This window comes from Streptomyces sp. NPDC044033 (assembly GCF_056434425.1).
In genome coordinates, this window is sequence record NZ_JBWKFF010000002.1 from 621,425 (window position 1) to 646,085 (window position 24,661).

20 protein-coding genes are annotated in these 24,661 nt (G+C 72.4%); 6 read left to right on the forward strand and 14 right to left on the reverse strand.

The features are described 5' to 3' along the window. Window positions 1-53 precede the first annotated feature (53 nt). From AC07AB_RS06335 to AC07AB_RS06345, 3 genes are all read right to left on the reverse strand, one after another. Complete coding sequence (locus tag AC07AB_RS06335) at window positions 54-1,571, reverse strand: GMC family oxidoreductase (protein ID WP_478560884.1); 1,518 nt, start codon at window positions 1,569-1,571, stop codon at window positions 54-56. A gap of 385 nt (window positions 1,572-1,956) precedes the next feature. After that, window positions 1,957-3,036, reverse strand: coding sequence for a DUF917 domain-containing protein (locus AC07AB_RS06340; RefSeq protein WP_478560887.1), 1,080 nt, complete (start codon window positions 3,034-3,036; stop codon window positions 1,957-1,959). After that, a complete protein-coding gene (locus AC07AB_RS06345) occupies window positions 3,029-4,603 on the reverse strand; it encodes a hydantoinase/oxoprolinase N-terminal domain-containing protein (protein ID WP_478560889.1) in 1,575 nt (524 codons plus the stop codon). The genes AC07AB_RS06340 and AC07AB_RS06345 overlap by 8 nt, the downstream gene beginning before the upstream one ends. A gap of 344 nt (window positions 4,604-4,947) precedes the next feature. Between AC07AB_RS06345 and AC07AB_RS06350 the strand changes: the two genes are divergently transcribed. Both AC07AB_RS06350 and AC07AB_RS06355 read left to right on the forward strand, forming a co-directional pair. Continuing rightward, window positions 4,948-5,706, forward strand: a complete 759-nt coding sequence (locus AC07AB_RS06350) for a TetR/AcrR family transcriptional regulator (protein WP_478560892.1) — start codon at window positions 4,948-4,950, stop codon at window positions 5,704-5,706. Further along, window positions 5,703-6,866 (forward strand): FAD-dependent oxidoreductase, encoded by a 1,164-nt coding sequence (locus AC07AB_RS06355; protein WP_478560895.1) that lies wholly within the window; start codon window positions 5,703-5,705, stop codon window positions 6,864-6,866. The genes AC07AB_RS06350 and AC07AB_RS06355 overlap by 4 nt, the downstream gene beginning before the upstream one ends. Before the next feature lie 59 nt (window positions 6,867-6,925). Here the strand turns inward: AC07AB_RS06355 and AC07AB_RS06360 are convergent, their stop codons facing one another. Together AC07AB_RS06360 and AC07AB_RS06365 are read right to left on the reverse strand one after the other, a co-directional pair. Further along, a complete protein-coding gene (locus AC07AB_RS06360; protein ID WP_478560898.1) occupies window positions 6,926-9,670 on the reverse strand; it encodes a M4 family metallopeptidase in 2,745 nt (914 codons plus the stop codon). Between the two features lie 281 nt (window positions 9,671-9,951). Beyond that, entirely contained in the window at window positions 9,952-11,748 is a 1,797-nt protein-coding gene (locus tag AC07AB_RS06365) for a carbamoyltransferase family protein (RefSeq protein ID WP_478560901.1), read from the reverse strand. A gap of 438 nt (window positions 11,749-12,186) precedes the next feature. Between AC07AB_RS06365 and AC07AB_RS06370 the strand changes: the two genes are divergently transcribed. Then, a complete protein-coding gene (locus AC07AB_RS06370) occupies window positions 12,187-12,771 on the forward strand; it encodes a D-glycero-alpha-D-manno-heptose-1,7-bisphosphate 7-phosphatase (protein ID WP_478560904.1) in 585 nt (194 codons plus the stop codon). A gap of 406 nt (window positions 12,772-13,177) precedes the next feature. Here the strand turns inward: AC07AB_RS06370 and AC07AB_RS06375 are convergent, their stop codons facing one another. Next, window positions 13,178-13,597, reverse strand: a complete 420-nt coding sequence (locus AC07AB_RS06375; RefSeq protein WP_478560907.1) for a nuclear transport factor 2 family protein — start codon at window positions 13,595-13,597, stop codon at window positions 13,178-13,180. A gap of 134 nt (window positions 13,598-13,731) precedes the next feature. On the opposite strand from AC07AB_RS06375, the gene AC07AB_RS06380 reads away from it, so the two are divergent. Then, window positions 13,732-14,631, forward strand: coding sequence for a LysR family transcriptional regulator (locus AC07AB_RS06380; protein WP_478560910.1), 900 nt, complete (start codon window positions 13,732-13,734; stop codon window positions 14,629-14,631). Between the two features lie 117 nt (window positions 14,632-14,748). Here AC07AB_RS06380 and AC07AB_RS06385 read toward each other — a convergent pair whose 3' ends face one another. From AC07AB_RS06385 to AC07AB_RS06410, 6 genes are all read right to left on the reverse strand, one after another. Further along, window positions 14,749-15,531: a thioesterase II family protein gene (locus tag AC07AB_RS06385; protein ID WP_478560913.1), complete on the reverse strand. Its 783-nt coding sequence runs from the start codon at window positions 15,529-15,531 to the stop codon at window positions 14,749-14,751. Between the two features lie 63 nt (window positions 15,532-15,594). Beyond that, window positions 15,595-16,218, reverse strand: a complete 624-nt coding sequence (locus AC07AB_RS06390) for a TetR/AcrR family transcriptional regulator (RefSeq protein ID WP_478560915.1) — start codon at window positions 16,216-16,218, stop codon at window positions 15,595-15,597. Continuing rightward, on the reverse strand, window positions 16,202-16,897 hold the full coding sequence (locus tag AC07AB_RS06395; protein ID WP_478560918.1) for a TetR/AcrR family transcriptional regulator: 696 nt from the start codon (window positions 16,895-16,897) through the stop codon (window positions 16,202-16,204). Before AC07AB_RS06395 ends, AC07AB_RS06390 begins: the two co-directional genes overlap by 17 nt. A 299-nt stretch (window positions 16,898-17,196) precedes the next feature. After that, entirely contained in the window at window positions 17,197-17,487 is a 291-nt protein-coding gene (locus AC07AB_RS06400; protein ID WP_478560921.1) for an acyl carrier protein, read from the reverse strand. Window positions 17,488-17,570: 83 nt separating this feature from the next. After that, window positions 17,571-18,428, reverse strand: coding sequence for a 4'-phosphopantetheinyl transferase family protein (locus AC07AB_RS06405; protein ID WP_478560923.1), 858 nt, complete (start codon window positions 18,426-18,428; stop codon window positions 17,571-17,573). Continuing rightward, window positions 18,425-19,894: a cation:proton antiporter gene (locus tag AC07AB_RS06410; RefSeq protein WP_478560925.1), complete on the reverse strand. Its 1,470-nt coding sequence runs from the start codon at window positions 19,892-19,894 to the stop codon at window positions 18,425-18,427. The genes AC07AB_RS06405 and AC07AB_RS06410 overlap by 4 nt, the downstream gene beginning before the upstream one ends. A 366-nt stretch (window positions 19,895-20,260) precedes the next feature. Between AC07AB_RS06410 and AC07AB_RS06415 the strand changes: the two genes are divergently transcribed. Continuing rightward, window positions 20,261-21,397 (forward strand): acyl-CoA dehydrogenase family protein, encoded by a 1,137-nt coding sequence (locus tag AC07AB_RS06415; RefSeq protein WP_478560928.1) that lies wholly within the window; start codon window positions 20,261-20,263, stop codon window positions 21,395-21,397. Then, the gene (locus AC07AB_RS06420; protein ID WP_478560931.1) at window positions 21,397-22,863 is read left to right on the forward strand and encodes an AMP-binding protein; all 1,467 of its coding nucleotides are present in this window, start codon (window positions 21,397-21,399) and stop codon (window positions 22,861-22,863) included. Before AC07AB_RS06415 ends, AC07AB_RS06420 begins: the two co-directional genes overlap by 1 nt. Window positions 22,864-22,944: 81 nt before the next feature. On the opposite strand, the gene AC07AB_RS06425 is transcribed toward AC07AB_RS06420, so the two are convergent. Both AC07AB_RS06425 and AC07AB_RS06430 read right to left on the reverse strand, forming a co-directional pair. Next, window positions 22,945-23,529 carry a response regulator transcription factor gene (locus AC07AB_RS06425; RefSeq protein ID WP_478560934.1) on the reverse strand — a complete coding sequence of 195 codons (585 nt, stop codon included), beginning with the start codon at window positions 23,527-23,529 and terminating at the stop codon, window positions 22,945-22,947. Window positions 23,530-23,808: 279 nt separating this feature from the next. Then, the gene (locus AC07AB_RS06430) at window positions 23,809-24,432 is read right to left on the reverse strand and encodes a TetR/AcrR family transcriptional regulator (protein WP_478560937.1); all 624 of its coding nucleotides are present in this window, start codon (window positions 24,430-24,432) and stop codon (window positions 23,809-23,811) included. Window positions 24,433-24,661 lie beyond the last annotated feature (229 nt).

The following is a 24,661-nucleotide window of genomic DNA, read 5'->3' on the forward strand; positions in this document are numbered from 1 at the left end:
TCCGTACGCCCGGCGCCGGACGGAAAGGGGCGCGGAGGCGCGTGGTCTCAAGGCTATCCGGCCCCGCGGATCAGGTCGGCCGCCTTCTCCCCGATCATGATGGCGGTGGCGTTGGTGTTGACGGAGACGATCGTCGGCATCACCGACGCGTCGGCCACCCGCAGCCCGGCGAGACCGCGCACCCGCAGATCCGCGGCGACCACCGCGTCGGCGCCCGTGCCCATCGCGCAGGTGCCCGCGGCGTGGAAGTACGGCCCGGTGGCCTCGGCCAGGAAGGCGCGCAGCGACGGCTCGTCGGCGACGTCCGGGCCGGGGTACACCTCGCGCTCGCACCAGCGGGCGAACGGACTCTGCGCGACGGTCTCCCGCGCCATGGCGATGCCGTGAAGCATGCGCCGGACGTCCGGTTCGACGCCGAGGTAGGCCGGGTCGAACAGCGGCGGGGTGCCGGGGTCCGCATCGGCGAGGCGCACCGAGCCACGGCTCTGGGGCACCGTGGACACGCACATGGTGAAGCCGTTCGCGGGGGCCCGTACCGTCGGCGGGAGCAGCGGCACGTGCATGAACATCAGCTGCATATCGGGGCCCGGCAGGGCCGCGTCGCTGCGCCAGAGCAGCGAGGTCTCCGCGAGGTTGGCGCGGCCCGCGGGGATGGGCCGGGCCGCTTCGTGCACGAGGCCGCACAGGAGGTGGTCGTGCAGGTTGCGGCCGACGCCGGGCAGGTCGTGGCGGACGGGGACGCCCGTCCCGCGCAGTTCGTCGGCGGGGCCGATGCCGGACAGCAGGAGCAGCCGAGGGGTGTCGATGGAACCGGCGCTCACGATCACCTCGGCGCGCGCGTGCGCGGTCACCGTCTCGCCGCGGCGCAGGAACTCGACGCCCGTGCACCGGTCTCGGTCGAGGAGCAGGCGCCGCGCGAGGGAGTCGGTCGAGACGGTCAGATTGGGGCGCCGGGCCCGGACCGGGTGCAGATAGCCGCTCGCGACGCTCTGCCGACGGCCGTCGACGATGTTCAGGTCGTGCCAGCCCGCCCCCTCTTGGCGGGCGCCGTTGAAGTCGTCGGTCGCCGGGTGGCCGGCGGCCACCGCGGCGTCGACGAAGACCTGTGACAGCGGGTTGCCGTCGCTCGCCGGTGCGGGCCGCATCGGTCCGCTGTCACCGCGGTACTTGGGGTCCCCGCCCGCCACGGTCTCCATCCGCCGGAAGTAGGGAAGGAGCGCGTCGTACCCCCACCCCGTACAGCCGGCCGCCGCCCAGCGGTCGAAGTCCTCGCGGTGGCCGCGCAGGAACACCATGGCATTGATGGCGCTGCACCCACCCAGCGTCCTGCCGCGCGGATACGGGTGCGCCGCACCGCCCATGCCCGGCTGCGGCACCGTGGTGTAGGCGTGGTCGACCTCCGTGCCGCCCAGGCCGGGCCAGGCGGACGGCGTCGCGAGCTCCGGCTTGGTGTCCGCCGGTCCCGTCTCCAGCAGCAGCACCGTACGGTCCGGGTCCTCGGACAGCCGCGCGGCGACCACGCAGCCGGCCGAACCTGCTCCGACGACGATGTAGTCGTACTCCTCGGACATCGCTGCCCCCCGTTCACGGTGTTCGTCGTGCTGCTCGCGACGGTCATGACCGTCATGACGACCGCATGAAACGCGTCGATTGTTTCGGAGTACTGCGGTACCGGCCGCCGGAACAGGCGAAGTTGACGAATTTGGCTTGAATCGTGCCGATGGTCGGCTTCACCCCGCGTCGAGCGTCACGTCGAGTGCCCCGGCGAGAGCCGCGCCGGCCGTCGTGCCGCCCATCCTCGCCGCCCACCCGCGCCGACTGCCGCACCGACCGCCGCGTGCCAGGTGCGCGTACGGGAGGGCCATGGCGCCCGGCGGACGCGCGGGCCGCGGCCGCTGTGCGCGGTCAGCCGCCCGCCGCCGCATCCACCGGATCAGCCGCCCGGCGCCGCCTCACTCACCCGCCCACCGACCCGAACGGCAGGTAGTCCACCTCATAGCCGAAGTAGCGCGGCCCGGTGAGCGCGAGGCCGCCCGGAGAGATCCACCGCGGGTCGCAGCGCGCCGCCAGGACGCTCACGCGCAGCCCGTAGCGGAGCCCTTCGGTCGTGACCGGTGAGCCCGTCTCGCTGTCCAGGACGCAGATCAGGTCCGGCGTCGTCGCGACGGTCACCCCGTCCCGGGTGGCCAGCAGGTGCTCGTTCTGGAAGTCGAGTTCGAGCACCCGGCCCGCGTCGTCGCCGATGCCCTCGATCCGGGCCCGGCCGCGCGCGAAGCCGCCCTCGGTGCGCCGGCCGACGTCGACGACCTTGCCGGTCAGCAGGGGGATGCCGGCGAGCATGGCGCGGGCCGCGGCCACCGGGTCGGTGTGCGCGGCCCGCGCCTCGCGCACCGCCGCGCCGAGGTGTCCGGCCAGGGTCAGCGTCGCCGGTACGAGGCCGTCGGCCAGCTGGTCGCCGCGCAGCACCGTGTCCACGCAGGAGACCTGGCAGCCGAGCTCCACGCACACGGCGCGCGCGATGCGCTCGGCGGCGTGGTTGTCGACGGCCTCCACGATGACGGTGTTGCCCTTGTCGTCGGCGAGCGCCATCGGCGAGTTGGCGACGCCCATGAGGCCGGGCAGCACCATCTGCAACTCGGGGAAGGCGCGCCCCATCGCGTCGCCGTCGACGATCGGCAGCCCCGCCGCGGCGGCGCAGGCGATGGGCAGCATCGAGTTGACGCCGCCCACCTCGATGGGCGCGATGTGGGTGGCGGGGCGGCCTATGTGCTTCTCCAGGGCGCGCAGCGCGGTCAGTTCCTCGGCTCCGTTGGGAACCCGTTCCAGGAGCACGGTGGGGGCGCCCATCCCGGCGACGGGGATGACGGTCGCGTCGGCCGGCACCTCGTCGATGGGGACGACGGGCACGGGCCCGTGCTCGCGGATGGCCTCGCGGGCCAGCAGCTTGCCGATGTACGGGTCGCCGCCGCCTCCGGTGCCGAGGATTCCGGCGCCGCGGGCGATGTCGTCGAGGATGTCGAGGGTGATCTCACGCATGGGGGGTCGCTCCGTCGTGCCGCTGGGTGCCGAGCCGGTTGAGGTCGAGGTCGCCGACGGCCTTGACGCGGATCCGCGTCGCGCCGCCCGGCAGGTACGCGAGCGGTACCTCCTCGATGTCCACGATCCGTACGCTGCCGTGCCGGGCGCCCGCTTCCTCGGCCCGGCCGGTGGCCTCCTCGCGGGCCTCGGCGAGCACCGCCTCGCGGCGGCCTTCGGGTACCCGGAAGACGCGGTCGACCTCGCCGCCGACCTGCGCGATGGCGGCGCCGACCGCGTTCGCCACGCCGAAGTGGCCGGGGCGGCGCACGTCGTCGAAGCCGGGCAGGGTCCCGGGCACGAGGATGGAGCCGCCGCCGACGGCGACGACCGGCAGCGGCGCGGCCGAGGTGCGCATCCGGTCGACGCTCTCCGCCAGCCGCTCGGCGATCCGCGCGAGGGCGCGCTCGGTGAACTCCGGGCTCAGGTGGGCGACTCGGCTCCGGTCGCCGATGTCGGCACGGCCCGCGGCGACCGCGAGGTCGGTCGCCGTCAGGGTGGCGCCGCCGAAGACCAGGGCGTCGTCGGTGAGCCGGTAGCCGACGGACCGCGGTCCGGTCTCCCCGTCGGCGGAGACGTGGGAGCCGCCGCCGATGCCGAGGGAGAGGACGTCGGGGATGCGGAAGTTGGTGCGGATTCCGGCGGCCTCGCTCTCCCCGGCCGCCTCGCGCGGGAAGCCTCCGGCGAGGATGCCGACGTCGGCCGTGGTGCCGCCCACGTCGACGACGGCGCAGTCCCCGAGCCCGGACAGGAAGGCCGCGCCGCGCATGGAGTTGGTGGGTCCGGACGCGAAGGTCGCCACCGGGTAGGTACGGGCGAAGTCCACGTCCATCAGCGTCCCGTCGTTCTGCGACAGGTAGAACGGCGCGGTGATCGACACCTTGGCGAGGGCCTCGCCGAAGGACCGCACGATGACGGTGGCGAGGTCGCGCAGGGCGGCGTTGATGATCGTGGCGTTCTCGCGTGCGAGCAGTCCGATGCGGCCCAGTTCGTGGGAGAGCGAGAAGTGCACGTCGTCGCCCAGTTCGCCGCGCAGGATCTCCGCGGCGCGCCGCTCGTCCTCCTCGGCGACGGGCGAGAACACGGACGAGATCGCGACGGAGGTGATCCCTCGGGCCGCGATGTCGCCCGCGGTCCGCTTCAGCTCGTCCGGGTCCAGCGGCGACAGCGGCCGCCCGTCGTACTCCCGGCCGCCGTGGCAGAGGTAGCCGTGCCCGCCGACCGCCGCGCGCTGCCGGTCCGGCCAGTCCGTCATGGGCGGCAGCGCGGCCGTGGCGGGCAGGCCGAGCCGTACGGCCGCGACGGGGGCGAGCCGGGCGCCCTCGATGAGCGCGTTGAGGAAGTGCGTGGTGCCGATCATCACGGCGGTGATGGACTCGACGGGCGGATCGAGGTCGCGGACGGCCGCCGTGACGCCGGACGTGATGTCCTGCGTCGTCGGCGACTTGGCGGCCGCGAGCACCCGGTCGTCGTCCCCGAGCAGGGCGGCGTCGGTGTTGGTTCCTCCGACGTCGATACCGATGCGCATGGTGGTGTCTTTCGTTGAGGTGCTGGTGGGGGCTGTCGTACGGGCGTCTTTCGTTGAGGTGCTGGTGGGGGCTGTCGTGCGGACGTCTTTCGTTGAGCTGCGGGCCGGCCTGCCGCCGGAGGGCGGACGGACGGGACGAGCGGGGCGGACGGTATGGGGCGGACGGACGGTACGAGGCGGGCACGGGTCGCGCGAGGCCGGCGGGCACTCCGGCGCCCTCGCGCGTACGAACAGCGTACGAAGGCGTCCCGGTGCGTCTGCCGGCCACACCCCCACATGGCCCCTGGCGGCTCCCACCAGCAACGAACTTGTTCGTTACGAACATGTTCGTTAGGGTTGCGGACATGACAGCGCACACCGGCGACCGGCGCAGCCGCCGCGAACGGCCCGCCAAGCCCGCCCTCAGCCGCGAGGGCATAGTCGCGACAGCGGTCGAGCTCATGCGCGCCGAAGGGCTCAGCCGGGTCACCATGCGCCGCCTGGCGCAGGAGCTCGACACCGGCCCCGCCTCGCTCTACGTGTACGTCCGCAACACCGCCGAACTGCACGCGGCCGTCCTCGACGAACTCCTCGGCGCGGTCGACCTGACCCCGGCCGGGGCGCCCGGCGACTGGCGCGACCGGCTGGTGCGGGCCCTCACCTCGTATACGGCGGTGCTGTTCGAGAACCCCGGCCTGGCTCAGTCGGCGCTGGTGGCCCGGCCGTCCGGTACGCACTACCTCGACCTGCTGGAGGCGCTGCTCTCGCTGCTGAGCGAGGGCGGCGTCCCGGCGGGGCGGGCGGCGTGGGCGGTGGATCTGCTGCTCCAGCACGGAACCGCGACCGCGGCCGAGCACGCCGGCGGGAAGGCCGCCGGGAACAAGGCCACCGCCGCGAAGGGCGAGTGGGACGCGATCGCCACGGCGCTGCGGAACGCCTCCGAGCAGACGCGTCCGCACCTCGCCGCCCTGGGCACCGAGCTGCTCTCCGGGACCGGACCGGACCGCCTCGCCTGGGGCTTTCGCCTGCTGATCAACGGAACGCTGCACACCCCGAGGTCCGACGCCGAGCGGGCGGAAGGCCACCGGCCGGCACCGGCCCCCACGGAAGGACACCGGAAATGACGACGCACCAGCCCATCACCGTGGTCGGCGGCGGCCTCGGCGGCCTCACCCTCAGCCGGGTACTGCACCTGAACGGGGTCGAGGCGACCGTGCTCGAACTCGACGCCTCACCGACCGTCCGGCACCAGGGCGGCATGCTGGACATGCACGAGGAGTCCGGCCAGGCCGCCCTGCGCGCGGCCGGCCTCTACGACGAGTTCCGCGCGCTCGTCCACCCCGGCGGCGAGGCCATGCGCATCCTCGACAAGGACGCCGCCGTCCACCGGGAGGACGGCGGCGACGACTCCAACCGTCCCGAGGTGAACCGGGGCGCGCTGCGCGACCTGCTGCTCACCGCCCTGCCCGATGAGGCGGTCCGCTGGGGATCCAAAGTCACCGGCGCCCGTCCCCTCGGCGGCGGACGCCACGAGGTGACGCTCGCCGACGGCACCGCGTTCACCACCGACCTGCTGATCGGCGCCGACGGCGCCTGGTCGAAGGTGCGTCCGCTGGTCTCGGACGCCGCCCCCGCCTACACCGGCCTCTCCTTCGTCGAAGCCCATCTGCCCGATGCCGACGCCCGGCACCCCCGTAGCGCGGCCCTCGTCGGCGGCGGCATGCTGTTCGCACTCGGCGAGGAGAAGGGCTTCCTCGCCCACCGCGAGGGCGACGGCGCGCTGCACACGTACTGCGCGCTGAAGTCCCCCGAGGACTGGGCCGCCTCGCTCCTCGCCGATACGGGCGACGACCCCGAGGCGGCGAAGGCGCGCGTGCTGGAACCCTTCGCCGACTGGGACGAGCGGCTGCGGGCGCTGGTCGCCGACAGCGACGGCCCGCTCGTCTACCGGCCGATCCACGCCCTGCCGGTCGGGCACAGCTGGGCGCGTACGCCCGGTGTGACGCTGCTCGGCGACGCGGCCCACCTGATGTCCCCGTTCGCCGGCGAGGGCGCGAACCTCGCGATGCTCGACGGCGCCGAACTGGCCGCCGCCATCGTGGCGCACCCCGGTGACGCGGAGAGTGCGCTGGCCTCGTACGAACAGGCCCTCTTCCCGCGCAGCGAGACCGCGGCGGCCGAGTCCGCGGCCAGCCTCGACATCTGCTTCCGCGCGGACGCGCCGAAGGGGCTCGTCGAGCTGATGGACCATTACAGCGAAAGGGCCGCCGACCTGAGCGCCTGACAGGACGTCAGGCACTCGGGTCCGACCGAACTCCCCGGCCACAGGCGGGAGTCGGCGGGTCAGCCGCAGTCGCCCGCCGAGCGGGTGCGGGTCACCACGTCGCTGTGCCCGGTGGTGGAGTCGGTCCACACCACCTGCCGGCCGCCCGGCGTGCCGGCCCACATCTGCTCACCGCGGTTGCAGGAGACCCGGCCCTTCCGCTTGCCGTCCGCCGAGAACTGCCACAGCTTGGGCAGCGCCTCGTTGCGGTACTCGGGGGCCGGCGTCCAGGTGGCGACGGTCACCGCGTCCCGCGAGGCGATGAGGTCGATGGCCTGGAGCGCGCCCGGGCCCTTGCCGGGGGTGAGGTCCACCGCCCCCGTGCCGTCCAGGCCGGCGCGGCGCACGGCCGCCGACCGGCCCTCCCCCGCCTCGTGGGTCAGCCAGAAGACATGGCTGCTGTTGATCGCGGTCTGCCCGATGCCCGCGGGCGTCCCGAGCTGCTGCATCCGGGTCCGTACGCCCGTCCTGAGGTCGAGCACCTCGGTCCCGTATGTGCGGGTCCCGCCGGAGCGGTGGATCGTGGAGTACGCGATCCGGCCGTCGCCAATCGACGGGAAGGCGGAGTCCACGCCCACCTCGTCGGTCACGTCCACGGCGGTCGGGTCGCTGAGCCGCAGATACTCCACGCGCGGCCGGGACGCCTGCGTCCGCGACTCAAGGACGATCACATCGCCCTCGATCTGGAGCTCGGGCCCCACCCGCCGGCCCGACCACAGCTTCTTGACGGGCCCGCCCGCGACCGGCCGCGCGAGGAGGTCCACGGTCCTGCGGTTGTACGCCAGCCACACCACGGTCTTGCCGTCGGTGGCGGGATGCACGTGGTACCGGCCGTCGTTGGGGCTGATCCGCTGGGGCGTGCCGACGCCGTCCGCGCGCCCGGCCCACACGGAGTACGGCTCGGCGCCGCTCTCGTCGGACTTGGAGGTGGCCCACCAGCCGCCCCCGGCACCCACCTTGACGCCATCCGTGTTGACGTCGCCCAGCAGCCGGTCGGAGTCGACGCCCGTGGCGAGCTCCCAACCCGGCACGATGCCATGGGCGTTGAAGGACCGTTCGACGGCCTTCAGCTCCTTTCCGGACACCTTGAGGTCGCGGGCGGCGGCGAGCACCGCGTTGCGGCCCTCGGTGAAGCCGTCCAGCGGAGCCATGTACGCGGTGAGCGCCTTGTAGACGATGCGGTCGGCGAGCGTCCGGCCGATGTCCTCGCGCATTTCCCACAACGCGCCCGAGAAGATGGTGGAGTTGAGGTGGACGCCGCCATTGTCGGTGGACATGGAGACGCCGAGGAAGGACGTGGCGGCGGTCCGCCCGTCGTTGAGGTCGCGGATGGCGCACTCGCGCGGGGGCTTGGTCCGGCACAGCGACTCGCCGAGCAGGCCGGCGTCGGGGCTGTCCATGGAGATGCCGTAGGCGTCGGTCTTGATGGCGTTGCCGAAGTAGTCGGCGATCGCCTCGTTCATGGCGCCGGACTGCCCCGCGTAGACGAGGTTCGCGCTGTTCTCGACGACGCCGTGCGTCATCTCGTGCCCGACGACGTCCAGGCCGGCGGAGAGCGCGCGGAACTCGGCGTCGCCGCCGCCGTACACCATCTTGGCGCCGTCCCAGAACGCGTTGGCGTACGGGAGGCCGAACTGGGTGACGCCGACAAGGGAGTTGATGGTGCCGCCGCGGCCGTCGAGGCTGTCCCGGCCGTGCATCTGCCGGTAGTAGTCGTAGACCTTGCCGGCCGCCCAGTGCGCGTCGACCGCGCCCGCCTCGGTCGCGTCGCCGCCGTAGGCGGGGGTCGGTGAGCCGAACTCCTTGATGTCCGGCGGCCAGGTGCCGGAGACGTCGCCGACGTCCTTGCCGCGGGCGTCCCAGGTGGAGAGCGGGTTCTTGCTGCTGCTCCGCATACGGGACTGGTCGCGCATCACGTACTCCCGGCGCGCCTCGTCCCGGGTCAGCTGCAGTTCGACGGCCTTCCCGTCGTACTTGACGCCGGAGCCCACCGCCGCGGGGTCCTGTTCCGCGTCGCGGGCCGCGGCCCTGTGCGGGGCGGGGGAAGCGGGAGCGGCGGACGCCGCGAACGTCTTGATACCGCTGTACTGGAGCACCGGATACCCGGCCCGCGCGTCGACGTAGACCTCCCGCAGCACCGGTTCGCCCGTGCCGGGGTGGACACCGCGTACGGTCACGTGCCAGGTGAGCAGGCCCGCGCCGGTAGGCAGGACGACCAGCCCGCGCACGGTACCGGCCAGCGGCCGCGCCTCCTCCCGTGCCCCTCCGGCGGCCCTGAGCCGGTCCGTCGTCGCGTCGACGGCCCGCTCGACCGCGAGCGCCTCGTCGACCTCGGGGGTGGTGCCGGTCCTCAGCCCGGTGAAGTACGCGCCCGAGGCGCCGGTGACGACCCGCTCGCGGCCCTTGTGCTCCATCCGCACCACGTACTGGCCGCCCAGGACCTCCAGACCCCGGTACCGCTGCTGGAGCCGTACGGTCTCCTCGGTCCCGGAGTCCACCGTCCGTACGGGCGTCAGATCGCGTCCCGGGTCGGCGATGCGGTAGCGGCTCTCGTTGGCGGCGAGGTGACCACGCGCCGCGTCCACGGCGCTCCCCGTGCCCTTGGCCGGCTCTCGGACGCCCTCGACCAGCGCGGGGGTGGCGGTGCGCTTGCCGGGGATCACCTCACCGGGGCCGGCCGGGGCCGGTCCGCTCGCGGGCCCGCCGGGCGCGGCGTCGGCGGGCGCCGCCGAGACGACGAGTGCGGTGGCGCTGATCAGCGCCACCGCACCGGCTATGGCGCTCCGCGCTCCGGACGCGCCCGTACCGCTCTGTCTTCCGCGTCTGTTCCCTCCGCCGTGTCTCCTCGATCTGCCGAAACGCGCTCCGCGTTCGCGCAAGGTGTCCCCCTCCATCACATGCCTGCCAGCGGCACCGGCTACAAGAAGAGCCATGCAAGCGGCCCACGCCCGGCTCGGCAATGAGGAAGAACGAGGGAAAACGAAGAAAGGGGTGCGGACGGCGTTTTCCGGCCGCTGTCAAACGGCGGCGGCCGGGCCGCCGGGGTCTACCGCCGGACGCCCGGCTCCCCTTCGGGCCGCGACAGCGCCTGCCACGGCAGGAACGGCGTCCCCGCGCGCGCCTCGCCCATCGCACTGCGCGCGGTCCGCGCGCCCCGCGCGGACCGGCGTCCGTCCCGGCCTCTCGCGGGCTCGGCGAGGGAGGGCTTCTCCAGGAGGCAGTCCCCCAGGACGAGCACCTCGATGTCGCTGCGTACGAACGTGGCGATGGCGTCGTCGGGGCTGAACACCACGGGCTCGTCGGCCAGGTTGAAGGAGGTGTTGAGCACGGCGGGCACGCCCGTCAGCCGGCGGAACGCGTCGATCAGGGACCAGAACCGCTCGTTCACCGAGCGGCGGACGATGTGCGGGCGGGCCGTGCCGTCCACGTGCACGGCCGCGGCCAGCATGCGCTGGGCGGCGCCGCGGACCGGGACGGCGGCGAGCATGAATTCGCAGAGGGCGGAGGGGGCGGTCTCGAAGACGGCGCTCCAGTACTCCTCCAGGACGCTCGGCGCGAGCGGCCGCCAGATCTCTCTGCCCTTGACGGAGTTGAGGCGCGCCACCGCGCTCCGGTGGCGTGGGTCGCAGAGGATGCTGCGCGCGCCGAGCGCCCGCTGCCCCACCTCGCCGCGCCCCGAGCACCACGCCACCAGCCGGCCCGCGGCGAGGTGGGCCGCCGTCCGGCCGATCACGTCCTCGGTGGACAGGTACATGGCGGACAGACCCGCGTCGCGGATCGCGGAGGCGATGTCCTCCGCCGTGATGCCGGGCCCCCAGTAGGCGTGGCGCATGCGGTGGGCGGGGCCGGTGCCGCCCCGGCCGCTCAGCTCCCGGTCCGCGAGGAGGGCCGCGCCCAGGCCGACCCCGGCGTCGTGCGGCACGGGCGGCACATAGATGTCGGAGAAGATCCCGGATCTCAGCAGCCGTCCGTTCGCCGCGCAGTTCAGCGCCACGCCACCGGCCAGCACCAGCCTGTCGGCCCCGGTGCGGCGCCGCGCGAACCGGGCCAGCTCCAGCATGACGTCCTCAAGCGCCGACTGCACCGACGCGGCGAAGGACGCGTACGCCATCGGCTCGTTCCGGTCGCCCTCCGCGTAGGGGTAGTTGTTCTTCCCGAAGTGTTCGTACAGGAAGTCATGCAGTTGTACGTAGTGCTGGGCCGGCCGGCGGCGCGGGCCGGGCGCGCCGGGGAAGGTGTAGTCGTCCTCCTCGGCCCTCAGCGGCACGCCCTGGTCCGGACGTCCGTAGGCGGCGAGTCCCATCAGTTTCCCGGCGTCCCACATGGTGAATCCGGCCCATTGGGCGGCGATGGAATAGAAGTTGCCGAGCGACAGGCTGGTGTCCCAGTCGCGGATGACCTCGATCTTTCCGCCCGAGCCCCGGGCCAGGGTGGTGGACCGGCACTCGCCGCGGCCGTCGAGCACGAGGATCGCCGCGTCCTCGAATCCGCTCGTCCACAGCGCGCTGGCGGCGTGCGCCAGGTGGTGCGGTACGAACCGCGTGGGCGGCCGCTCCCCGGCGCCCTCCGGCAGCAGCCACTCATGGAACCGTTCGGCGTCGAAGGGCGCCCCCTCCACCTCGCTGAGCAGGGGCACGTCCCAGCCCACGGCGGTCTCGGCCACGTCCGCCAGGGAGATGTCCGCGGCTCGCAGGCAGGCGGCGACGGCTTCCCTGGGCGCTTCGTCGAATGCCCGCTTCCGCCTGCTCAGCCGCTCCTGCTCCACCATCACGATCAGTTCCCCGTCCTTCAGCAGGCACGCCGAAGAGTCATGGGGTCCGGTATTGACGCCGATTATGTACATCGCTCCCCGCTCCCTCGCATTACGCCCCGCAGCGGTTGGCCGATTCTCACCGCGCCTGGATACCGATCTTCCCGGATGCCGTTCTGCTGTCATTGACAGCCACCTCGGGCACTGTTATTTTGACCTTCGGCCAAGATCACGGAAATTCAAGATCACACCATTGCGACCACGGCAATCAACCGTGGGATCATAGCCGTTCAGCGACGCGCGTCAAGCATGGAAATCCCGTCCGGCCAGCGCAATATGAATCGCCTGGGAGCATTCTTTGCCCTATTTCCGCAGAGAATTACGGACGGACCAGCAAGCCTTTTGTGCGGGTGCCTGCTCCGCGCGATTCCCGGTCCGCCCTGTGATTCCCGCCCGGCCGGGATTCCGGGTCCGATCGGGGTTCCGGGGTCGATCGGGGTTCCCGGTCCGGCCGGGACAGGGCCGGGGCTAGTGACCACGCCCGGCGGCGCACCGGTGCTCAAGGCCGTACTGCTGGACCGGGACGGCGTGCTCAACGTCAACCGGCCGGGGTATGTGCGGTCGCTCAAGGACTGGGAGTGGCTGCCCGGCGCCCGTACCGGGTACGAGCTGCTGGCCGCGGCCGGACTGCCGATGGCGGTGATCACCAATCAGAGCGCCATCGGCCGCGGACTCATGACCCTCGACGCTCTCGACGCCATCCACGGCCGCATGACCGGCGACCTCACCGCGCACGGCGCCGCTCCCCCGCGCGTCGTGTACTGCCCCCATGTCCCGGAGGCGGCCTGCGCGTGCCGCAAGCCGCGGCCCGGCATGGTGCTGCGCGCGCTCGGCCTCACGGGCGCCGCCCCGCACGAGACGGTGCTCATCGGGGACCACGAATCGGACCTCCGGGCCGCCGCGGCGGCGGGCTGCCGGTCACTGCATGTGCGCTCGGGCCGCGGCACCCTGCCGCGGCCACCCCCACCCGGCTGCCTCGGCAGCGTCCCCGACCTCCGCGCCGCGGCCGCGCTGCTGGTCGGCTCGGCGGGCCCGTACGCGCTGCCCCGCACCTGAACCGGGCAGGTGGCCTCGGACGTACGGGCGTGCACAGGAGCACCGTGCTCGTACGGTCATGTACAGGCGCACACGCACCGCGCTCAGCGGCCGGTGCTGGGCGCTTCGCAGCCGGAGTGGTCGGGGTAGGGGCGAACTCGCCGAGTTCCAGTGCTGCCTCGCGCCAGTTCGCGGTGAGCTGGGGCAGGCGTTCGCTGTCGTGGCGGTAGCCGGGCGGCGGCGGTGTTCGGAACGGTCGGCCACAGGATGGTGGCCGCAAATCGGACAGCGTGCATGGCGGCGGTCGCGTGAGCGTCGACGCTTCCGCCTTCCAGGCGTCGCAGCATGCCGAGCCGGGCGGCGGCACCGAGGAGTCGGCACACCGTAGGGGCGGCCGGATCAGACGGACGCACCGAGTGATGAAGCGTCAGCCCGCCCATATGGTGCTGTTCACATGCGCCGTGTCGTGGTGCTCATGATATGTGCTGATCTTTCCTCCACTGATCTCGAAGAGGAAGTGATAGTGGTTGCGGTAATCGCGCCTGTTCTTCAGTTTCATTGTCGAGTACGCCTCCACGGCGACCCGAGCACCTTGGATGGTCCACGCGGTCGGCGTTATGACCAGCGGGCCGCCCGTGACCGAGTCGAGCGGCTTGAGCATGGCGCGGAACTGCTCCTTGGTGACGTAACCGTCACCCGGAGCCCCGCTCATCCACCATTCGACGTCATCAGTGAGACAGTTCAGGAGCTCCTCCAGCGCTTCCGTGTTGTCGGCCGCTCCCCACCGGCCCTTGGCATAGAGGCCCAGAAAGTGTTCGACGATTGCCCTCTTCTGTACGTCGTCCATTACGTGTCTCCGACTTCATGTGGTTGATGGCGAGCGTGTGCCACCCAGCGTGCATGACCGCAGATACGCGCACAAATGATGATTGAACACTTCAGGTATGCCTTTTGGGAATACCTCGGCTGTAGGGTGAGGCTATGGCGGATGTGACTCTCGTTGGGCTGCGGGTGGTGCGCGAAGTCGCTGCGACGGGGTCCTTCAGCGAGGCAGCAGCTTCCCTCGGCTACACGCAATCGGCTGTGTCCCGGCAGGTGAAAGTTGTCGAGTCCGCCGTGGGCGCGGCCCTTTTCGAGAGGAGGGCGCGCGGGGTGGTACCCACGCAGGCCGGTGTGGCGTTCGCACGGCACGCGGCCGACGTGCTGTCAGGTCTCGACGCCGCCGTCCGTGAGGTCAGCGCACTGAGTCAACACATCACAGGCTGTGTCACAGTCGGCGCCATCCCGGCCGCGGCTGTAGCGCTGGCACCCCGTGCCCTCGCGCAGCTGGCGGACGAACACCCCCATGTGACTGTCGGTTTCGTGGAGGATTCAACCCCCAGCCTTTTGCGGCAGCTACGTTCCCACCGTCTGGACATTGCCGTCGTGGGCGTGTGCGCCGGGCCACAGGAGCGTGACCTCGACGGGCTGCGCCAGGAAACACTCCTTGAAGACGATCTACGCGTCGCCCTACCCCGGCATCACCCATTGGCCACCCGGCACACGGTGAGGGCCGACGAACTGCGCCACGACAGTTGGATCGTCGAAAACGCTACCGGCGACACCCCGTACTACGGCGTCTGGCCCACCCTCGTTCGGCCAACGGTCACCCATCAGGCGCGCGAATGGTCCACGCGCCTGGGAATGGTGGCTGCGGGCCTCGGAGTCTGTCTGCTGCCGGGCATGGCGGTCCCCTCCGCTCCAGCCGGCGTGAGAATCGTCCGGGTCGAGGACCGCCACTGGCAGGGACGCGCAACCCTCGCCGTGACAAACGAACAGCGCTCAGCGGAAGCCGACGCGGCTGTCGCCGCCCTCAGACAACAGGCGTCTGAACTGCGTTGAGCCTATTCCCCAACGACATTCAATTCGTTCTGCTCCGTTGTTTGGCGTCAACGGCTGTACCGATGTTCCCCAACCCCGGAGTCCGCCGAGGTGAGGTGCGGAGCGCCGGGAACCCGCTCAGCCCGGCCCGGCGATGCCCGCCGTGAGCCCGCTCAGGGTCCGGTCCAGCCAGGACAGGAACGCCGGACGGCCCGTCAGCATGTGGCCCGCCGGCGCCGTCTCGACCTCGCAGCCGGCCGTGGTCTCCTCCGCCCATCTGCGCAGTCCGGCCGGGTCGGCCAGCGGGTCGCGGTCCCCGGCGAACACGCGGACCGGGCAGCTCAGCACCGGGTGGCGGCCGCGCCGGTAGAGCTCGGCGAGTCTGGCGTCGGCGCGCAGCACGGGCAGGAAAGGTTCGATCAGTTCCGGTCTGTCGGCCAGGGCGAGCGGCACCCCGTCGAGCGCCCGCAGCTGTTCGATCAGCCGGTCCTTCGGCAGCGCGTGGAGCGGGAGCGCCGGGTGCGGGACGCCGGGGCCGTTGCGGCCGGAGACCAGCAGGGCGGCCGGTTCACCGAGGCCGGGGCGGAGGGCGTGGGCCAGTTCGTAGGCGAGCAGGGCGCCGAAGCTGTGGCCGTAGAGCAGGTACGGGCCGTCGGCCTCGGCCCTGACGCGCGCGGCGAGGTCGGCGACGAGGGCGGCGAGGCGGGCGGGCGGCGGCTCTTCCCAGCGGGCGCCCCGGCCGGGCAGCTCGACGGGGCGCACCCGGACGTGTGCGGCGACGCGGCGCTTCCACGGGCCGAAGCCGGCGGCGCTGCCGCCGGCGTGCGGGAGGCAGAAGAGCTGCGGCCGGGCGGGTCGGCTCCGTATGCCGGCGGCGGAGCCGACCGCCGTATCGAGCCCGTCTGTTCCCCGGTCGGTCATGGCACCTCTTCCGGTGGGCGGTGCTGGTCGACTGTGCTGTGGTGGGCAAACGCGCCGTGCTGGTCAGGGGCCTGGCTGGTGGGCCGGGTACTCGCCGTGCCCGGCGAGGAGGCGCTCGGCCACGGGCCCGAGCAGGGCGATCAGGCCGTCCAGGTCCGCGGAGGCCAGCGGCTCCACGGGCGTGATGTGGCGTACGACCATCAGACCGATCAGCTGGGCGCCGATCATGACGGTATGCGGGCAGGGCCCTCCGGCGTCGGGGGACACGCGGCGTACGACGTCGGCCAGATAGCGCCCCGCCTCCTCGTGCGTCACGGAGCTGCGGATCAGGGCGAGCACCGCGCTGCGCCACTCCGGCGACTCCCACAGCGGCAGTTCGCGGCGGAGCGGTCCGGCCCCGGTGCGGGCCCGGCCGTCGGAGGGTGCGCCGGGGGCGTCCCGGCCGGAGGTCAGCAGCCGGGCGGCCTCGCGCAGGGCGGCGGTGAGCACCCCTTCGCGGGAGCCGTAGTAGTAGTGGACCAGGCTGGTGTTGACGCCCGCGCGGTCGGCGATGCCGCGTACGGTGCTGCCGCCGTAGCCGTGGTCCGCGAGCTCCTCGCGGGCGGCCCGCAGGATGAGCACGCTGCTGGCGGTGGCGTGGGGGCCCGGTCGCCGGGGCCACTTGGCGGCCTCACCCCCGTACGGCATCGAGCCCCCCTTCGGCGGACACGGCGGCGAGTACGGCGGCGAGCTGGGACTCCAGGCTGAACTCCTGTAGCCGGCAGGTCGCTTCGCCGCTCGCCACGGCCAGCCGCTCCAGCGCCCCGGACTCGCACAGCACCGCCAGCCCGAGCAGCTGGGCCGCGGCGACCGCGCGGCTCAGTTCGTCGTAGCCGGGCCGGCCGGCGCCCAAGGGCCCGTCGTCCGGCTGGTCGTAGACCTCGCGGCCGCCGCCCGCGCCGGCGGCCGGTTCGAGGTCGCGCAGCAGGGTGGTGACGAAGGAGGCCAGGCGGTACCCGGTCGGGCCGTCGGTCATGGCGGAGGCGACCAGGGCGCGCCGGGCGAGGGGGTCGGTCCCCCACAGGGCGGTCAGCCGCTCGGTGAGCCAGGCCGCGTCCGAGCCGGTGTCGGGGGCGGGAGCGCCGGACCGCGCCCCGTCCGGCGAACGCTGCGGCTCGGGCTCCTCCTGGGGGCGGGCGGGGCGCCGGCCGGGCTGGAGGGCCGTGTGCAGCAGGCGGCTGCGGGATCCGAAGTAGTGGTGGAGCAGCCGGATGTCGACCTGCGCCCGTTTGGCCACGTTGCGGGTCGAGGTGCCGTTGTAGCCGTGGGCCGCCAGTTCTTCGCGCGCGGCGTCCAGGATGCGATCTCTGGTCGGCCGACCGGTCATGTGGCACCCACCCCCGGGAGACATAATTCATCTGTCAGTGAGTTAATACAGTAGGTGATCCTTCGGGTCCGGGACACCCTCGGGACGAGGATGTGATGACGGGGCCGACGAGTCCTGGCCAAAGCTCTCGTGGCCCCGGTCCGCTCTCTCACGTCTGCGGGCGGCCGGCCTCACGCATACGGGCGGCCTCGCGCATACGGGCAGCCGGTGCGCGCCCGGGCGGCCGGTGCGCGCCCGGCCCGGCCGCCGCGCCGTACGGTCCGGACGCCGCCGCCCGGCCGGGGAGATGGCACAGGCCCTCAGGCGCGGCCCGCGGGGTCGCCCTGGAGCGAGACCACCAGCCGGGAGATGGCGTCGAGATTCTTGAAGTGGGCGCCGACGATATTCTCCGGCGGAATGGAGATCCCATATCGGTCGAGAATGAAAGAGATCAGTTCCGCGGTGGTGAGCGAGGTGAGTATCCCCCACTCCAGAAGCGGGGAGCCGGGCTGGAGACCGGTTTCCCCCTCGGGGAGGAAGCGCGCCTCCACATACCCCGTCAGCTCGGCGATGACCTCGTCGTACCCGTATGGGATGGTGCTCTCCGGCATGCGTATGACCTCCGGGAATCCGATCCGTCAAGGAGCGTGAAAAGTTGATTGCCGCGCGGACCTCGATGCCCGCACTCCTCACCCTAGCCAGCACGCCCGGCCATCTCATCGGCTCCGTTGATGAATTCGGGAACCGTCCTTTCGGATGAGTCGCCGAATAGCTCGCCGCGGCTGCCGGTGAGTTCCTCGGCGACGGCCGCGGCCACGCCGCGCCCCAGCGGGACGTCGTGGACGAGAAAGCGCCCGGCGCCGGGCCCGTGGACGCGGACCACCGCGGCGCCGGTCTCGGACGGCCGTACGTCGAGCGCCGCGAGTCCGCCGGCGAGTCCGGTGCCGACCGCTTTCAGTACGGCCTCCTTCCGCACCCAGCAGCGGTAGAAGCGGTATCGGCGGCGCACCGGGTCGGCCACGCCGACGACATAGGCCCTTTCATCCGGGGCGAGGCAGCCGTCGATGAGCCCCGGGAACGCGCTGAGTGGCCGGATCTGTTCGATGTCGGCGCCCACCCGCTGGCCCCCGGGGGCGACCGCCAGCAGCCAAGCCGCCTCGCTGCGCGAGTGGTTGAAGCGGAGGCCGGTGGCCGGCGCGGCGACCCGCGGGCGCCCGTGCCCGCCGTCGCCGCAGCCCGGACAGGGCTCGCGGCCGAACCGGATCGCGTCGGGCCGGCAGTCCAGCAGCCCCGCCATGATCCGCCGGACGCGGGCGTGGGTGTGGACGTAGTGACCGGTCTCGGCGGGGCCCATGAAGCGGTGGGCGCGCTGCCGCTCCTCCGGCGAGAGGACCGCCCAGTCCTCCGCCGACGGCCGGGCGGCGGTGCCGTGCCACAGCCGCAGCCCCCGTACATCGCTCGGCTGGGCCCGTAACGGCGGCCGCGGCGGCGGGGGTTGTACCCGCGACGGCTGCGGAAGCGCCCGCGCCGCCATCCGCCGCGACCGGGTCACGGCCGGGCCTTCGCCGGCGCGGGCCGCCCGCCGTCGCCCTCCGGCGGCGCCCCGCCCTGACCGGGATCGCCGTCCCGCGTCCCCTCCCCCGCACCGTCCCGCGTCTCGCCGTACGGCTCTCCGTACGCGCCGTGCGCCTCCTCCTGCGAGGCCGGGACCGAGGCCGGGGCCGGAACCGGGGCCGGGGCCCGAGTGACCCCCAGCAGGTGCAGCAGCGGCCCGGCCATGGCCGTGGTGACCAGGGCCATGAGCACCATCATGGTGAACATCTCCTGGTCGATGACGCCCAGTTCGCGGCCGATGGAGAGAATGACGATCTCGGTGAGGCCACGGGTGTTCATCAGCGTGCCGAACGCCCCGGCGTCCCGCCACGACATCCCCGACATCCGGGCGGGCAGCACGGTCCCGGCGTACTTGCCCACCACGGCCACGAGCAGGATCAGCCCGAGCCAGGCCAGGCCCCCGAGGCCCAGCAGCCCCACGTCCACGGACAGCCCGGTGACGATGAAGAAGACCGGCAGCAGCAGCGTCACGATCCCGCTCAGCGGCGTCGCCACCCGCCGGTGCAGCAGCTCCCGGGCCGCGCGCGGCATGATCAGCCCGAAGGCGAACGCGCCGAAGATGGCGTGGATGCCGATCCAGGAGGTCATCCAGGCGGACAGGAAGACGCCGGAGGCGATCAGGACGAGCAGATTCGCTCCGGATGCGGCGCGCTGCGCCCGGGCGAGCAGCAGCCGCAGCAGCGGCCGTACGACCAGGACCATCGCCAGTCCATACGCCGTGGTGAGCCCGACGACGGTGAAGAAGTGCCCCGGCCCGTCCGCTTCGGAGACCGCGACCACGAGCACCAGAACGCACCAGGCCAGTACGTCCCCCACCGCGGCGCAGGCCATCGCCATGGAGCCCACCCGGGTCCCGGTGAGCCCGCTGTCCGTGATGATGCGGGCCAGTACCGGGAAGGCGGTGATGGCGAAGGCCGTGCTCAGGAAGAGGACGAAGGCGGTCGTGTTCCGCCCGGCTCCGGCGTACCGGTCGGCGAGCAGCGCCGCCGCCCCGGCGCCGAGCACGAACGGCACGGCCATGGACGCTCCGGCCATGGCGCCGATGGACCGGCCGCGACCGCGCAGCCGGCCGAGGTCCATCTCCCAGCCGGCCAGGAACATGAACAGGAGCAGCCCGACCTGCGCCACCGCGGACAGCATCGGGCGGGCGTCGGCGGGAAAGATCCGCCCGGGCAGGTCGCCGGGCAGCAGGCCCAGCAGGCTGGGTCCGAGCATGATGCCGATGGCGATCTCCGCCACCACCGGCGGCTGGCGGACCCGCTTGCTCAGCCGGACGAACAGCCTGCCCGCGAGCAGCACGATCGCCACATCGGCCATGGCTATCGCCTCTGTCGGAAGCCCCTCCGCCGCCATCTTTCCCCCAGCCGCCTCGGTGCGCCCTCGCGGCGCGTCCAGCCTGTGCATGGAGTCACTGATTCTTCCGAGCCGCCGGCGCCACCGCCATCGGCCAAGGGAGGGATACCCGCCGTCCGGCGTTCAGCACCGTTGGGGGGACCGGGAGGAGGAGTTCCAGCAGAAGGGATGAATTACCGTCCGCCCGGCCGCGGTTGGCCCGTTCGCCATGGCACGGTGATGACGGGCGGGGCGTCACACGGAGCCTTGCGCGGGTAGGGGTGGAGCGCGCGGGCGCTCCGCGGGCGGATCGGTCCGGCGCCGGGATCACATCCCGCCGCACCGTCGGCCCGACGGCCCGGGCGCCCCGCCGTCAGCCCCGGCCACCGGTCCCCCACCGGTGCTGCCCCATCAAACGACCACGCGACGGGGAGTCTCATGGATTTCGGCTGGAGTGCTGATCAGGAGGGACGGCACCGGCGGACGCTGGCGTCCGTCCGCGGGGCCTTCCCCGCCGGGCGGGTGCCGCGGGAGCCGTTCGGCCGGGCGGACTGGGCGGCGCTGGGGCGCCTGGGGCTGCTCGGCGCCTGCCTGCCCGACAAGTACGGCGGGCTGGGGCTGGGCGCGCTGGACACGGCGCGGCTGTACGAGGCGCTGGGCGAGGGCTGCGACGATACGGGGCTGGTCTTCGCGGCGAGCGCGCACCTCTTCGCCTGCGCCGTCCCCCTGGAGCGGTTCGGCTCGGACGCCCTCAAGTCCCGCTGGCTGCCCGGTATGTGCTTCGGCGAGGTCATCGCGGGAAACGCCATGACCGAGGACGGCGCGGGCTCCGACGTCTCCCGGCTCCGGGTGACGGCAACCCCCGTGGACGGCGGGTATGTGCTGAACGGCCGTAAGAGCTTCGTCAGCAACGGACCGGTCGCCGATGTGTTCGTCACCTATGCGACGACCGACCCGCAGGCGGGCCACCTCGGGCAGACGGCCTTCGCGGTCGCCGCGGACACGCCCGGCGTCCGGGTGGGCGAGCCGTTCGACAAGATGGGCCTGCGCTCCACCCCGGCGTCCACCGTGACCTTCACCGACTGCTCCGTATCCGCGGAACTGGTGCTGGGCGCGCCCGGTATGGGGGCGACGGTCTTCCAGCATTCGATGGGCTGGGAGCGGGCCTGCCTCTTCGCCGGCTATGTCGGAATGATGGCCCGGCTGGTCGAGCGGTCCGCCGAACACGCCCGGGAACGGCGGCAGTTCGGCCGCATGCTGGCCGACTTCCAGGCGGTGTCGCACCGGATCGTCGACATGGCGATGCGGCTGGAGAGCGCCCGGCTGCTGCTCTACCGCGCCTGCTGGGAGATGGACCAGGGGCGCCCCGCCCGGCTGGCCGTGGCGCTGTCCAAGCTCGCCGCGTCCGAGGGCGCGGTCGCCAACGCCCTGGACGCGGTGCGGATCTTCGGCGGGCGCGGCTTCCTCACGGAGTGCGGCGTGGAGGCCGAGCTGCGCGATGCCGTGCCGAGCCTCCTCTTCTCCGGCACGTCGGAGATTCAAAAGGAGCTGGTGGCGAAGGAGTTGGGGCTGTGATGCTGCATCAGCTCGTCATCGACGCGGCCCGGCGTGACCCGGGGGCCCTCGCGGTGCACGGCCCCGACGGGCGTCTGACCTACGGCGAGCTGGACGCGCTCGCCGACCGCTGCGGCGCGGCGCTGGCCGCGAGGGGGGTTCGGCCCGGGGACCGGGTGGTGCTGTGGTCGGGGAAGACCGCGCGGGCCGTGGCGCTGATGCAGGGGTGTCTGCGGCTCGGCGCGGTGTACGTACCGGTGGCCGACTCCAATCCGCCCTCCCGCGCGGCCCGGATCGGCCGGGGCTGCGGCGCGGCGCTGACCGTCACGGACACGAGCGGGGCGGCGCGGGCCGCGGACGCGCCGTGGGAAGCGGGGCCGCTGGTGACCTTCGAGGAGCTGCTGGGGCAGGCGAACGGCGCGGTTCCGCCGGCAGCGGGCGGCTCCCCGGACGAGCTGGCCTACATCCTCTACACCTCGGGGTCGACCGGGGAGCCCAAGGGCGTGTGCCTGAGCCACCGCAACGCCCTCGCGTTCGTGGCCTGGGCCGGTGAGCTGCTGGAGCTCGGGCCGTCCGACCGGCTCGCCAACCACGCCCCGTTCAATTTCGATCTCTCGGTCTTCGACCTCTACGCCGCGTTCCACGCCGGGGCGTCGGTCCACCTGATATCCAGTGAACTGGCTTACGTTCCGGAACAGTTGGTGCGTTTCATGCGCGAGCACGAGCTGACGGTCTGGTACTCGGTGCCGTCCGCGCTGTCGCTGATGATGGCCAAGGGAGGGCTCTTCGACGAGGCGCCGCCGCCCGCGCTGCGGGTCTGCCTCTTCGCCGGCGAGCCGTTCCCGCTGCCCCAGGTGCGGGAGCTGCGCGCCCGGTGGCCCGGGGTGCGGATGTTCAACTGGTACGGGCCCACGGAGACCAATGTCTGCACCTCGTACGAGGTGACGGCGGATGTGGCCCGGCGTTCGGCGGCCCTGCCGATCGGGACGGCCTGTTCGGGCGACTCGGTGACGCTGGTGCCGCAGGACCGGGACGGCGAGTACGAGCTCCTGGTCTCCGGGCCGACGGTGATGCTCGGCTACTGGGGCCGGGAGCGGCACTCCGGCCCGTATCCGACCGGCGACATCGTGCGGGTCGGCGACGGCGGGAATCTGGAGTTCGCCGGCCGGCGCGACCATCTGGTGAAGGTGCGCGGCCAGCGGGTGGAGCTGGGCGAGGTGGAGAGCGTGCTCGGCGACCACCCGGGGGTGGCGGACGCGGCGGTGATCGTCGTCGGGTCCGGCCTGGAGGCGGCGCTGCACGCGGTGGTCACCAAGCGGGGGCCGGATTCGGCCGTCTCGCTCCTCGCGCTCAAGGAATTCTCGGCGCGCCGGCTGCCCTCCTACATGATCGTGGACGCGCTGCATGTGGTCGATGAGCTGCCCCGCACCGGAAACGGAAAGAAGGACCGCGTGCGTATGGCCCGGGACATCGCCCCGGGCCAATGATTTTCCGGTTGCTTTCCCGGGGAATCCAGGAAATTCCGGGGTGTCCACGAGAGTCCGCCGCAATAATTCGGGCTCCCGTTTTCACCCCACCGGGGCCACCGGAATCCCGGCGGCCAATCCGGCCGTACGCACCATGCCGATCTCGTACGCGTAGATCACCGCGTGCACGCGGTTGCGCAGGTCCAGCTTGTCGAGCATGCGCTGCACATGCGACTTCACCGTGCTCTCGCTCACGAAGAGCACATCGGCGATCTCCGCATTGCTGCAGCCACGCGCGATGAGCCGGAGCACATCCACCTCACGGCGCGTCAGCCGACCCAGCCCCTCGCGTCCGGACTCCTTCTCCTCGCCGTCGGCCGGAGCCGACCAGTCGACGAGCCGCCTGCCGCGGCAGGGGAAGAGGAGCGAGTACCCGGCCGCGACCAGCCGGACCGCGGCCACGATCTCGGCCGGGGACGAGCGGTTGAGCAGCAGCCCGCGGGCCCCGGCCCGCAGCAGGCGCTGCACCTGGTCATCGAACTCGCCCACCAGCACCAGGGCCGGGGCGCTCGGGACGGCCGCCCCGAGGAACCGGATCACCTCGGCCACGTCGAGCGAATTCGTTTCGGATTCTATGACGACTACATCGGGTCGCAGACTGTCCACACTGCTTTCGATCTGCGACATATCTCCGGCGTCTCCGGAAACCTCAAGATCCGATTTACCCTCGAAGAGCATTCGGTAACCGGCCCTGATAACCGTTCTATCACTGACGACTAATATGCGCATGCAGTAAAGCACCCCCGTACTGCGCCTCATCGCTTAGTCAAGGTAACATAGCGAAGGACGGAAGGGAACCTTTCGTCAGGGGATGAGTAACCGTGTCGCATGGTCCGGTAAATTATACTGACTCGTAATATTGAGCCGCGTGTTCCACCGGGAATGATCAATTCCGGAGAGTCGCTTTCAGACGGCTTCGCGGTCCTCGGCGTCCAGCGCGCCGATCATGTGCCGGCGGATATTGGGCGCGACCGCCGCGACCACGACCTCCTGCGACGCGTCCGCCAGCGGCTGGATGCGCAGCACGTACCGGGCCATCGCGAGGCCGAACAGCTGGCTCGAAACCAGCGAGGCCCGCAGCGGCAGCTCCGCCGGGTCGACGGCCGCCCCGAGGCGGCGCACCACCCGGCGGGCGATCTGGGTGGTGAAGAACTCGCGCAGCAGCAGCGCCTGCCATTGATGGGCGACCGCGCCGCGCAGCAGCCCGAGGAAGGCGGGGCCGCTCACCGGCCCCTCGCATACGCCGAGGAAGGCGCGCACCACGTTCTCGGGGGCGGCCTCGATGCCCTCGGCGAAGATTTCCTCCATCACGGCCGCGGGCTCGATGGGCGCCTTGACGACCTCCATGAAGAGGTCTTCCTTGTTGCCGAAGTAGTGGTGGACGAGGGCCGGGTCGACGCCTGCGCTCGCCGCGATGTGGCGGATGGACGCGCCGTCGTAGCCGCGCTCGGCGAAGATCGCGCGGGCGGCGGCCAGTATCGCCCCGCGCGTGTCCGGCTTGCCGGGCCGTCGGCCGCTGCGTCCCCGCACGAGCACCCCTGCTTTCAGAAACTTCCGATATTTTTAGAAACTTGCCGGGTATTTCTTAATCTTTCTGAATTTCTCCGAATCTTTACGGCTCGCCGAAACAACCGACGGCCGCCAGGAGCGGGGGGGGGGGGGGGGGGGGGGGGAGGGGGGGGGGGGGGAGGGGGGGGGGGGGGGGGTGAGGGGGGGGGGGGGGGGGGGGAGGATCCGATCAGGTCCCGAGGCAAGACCA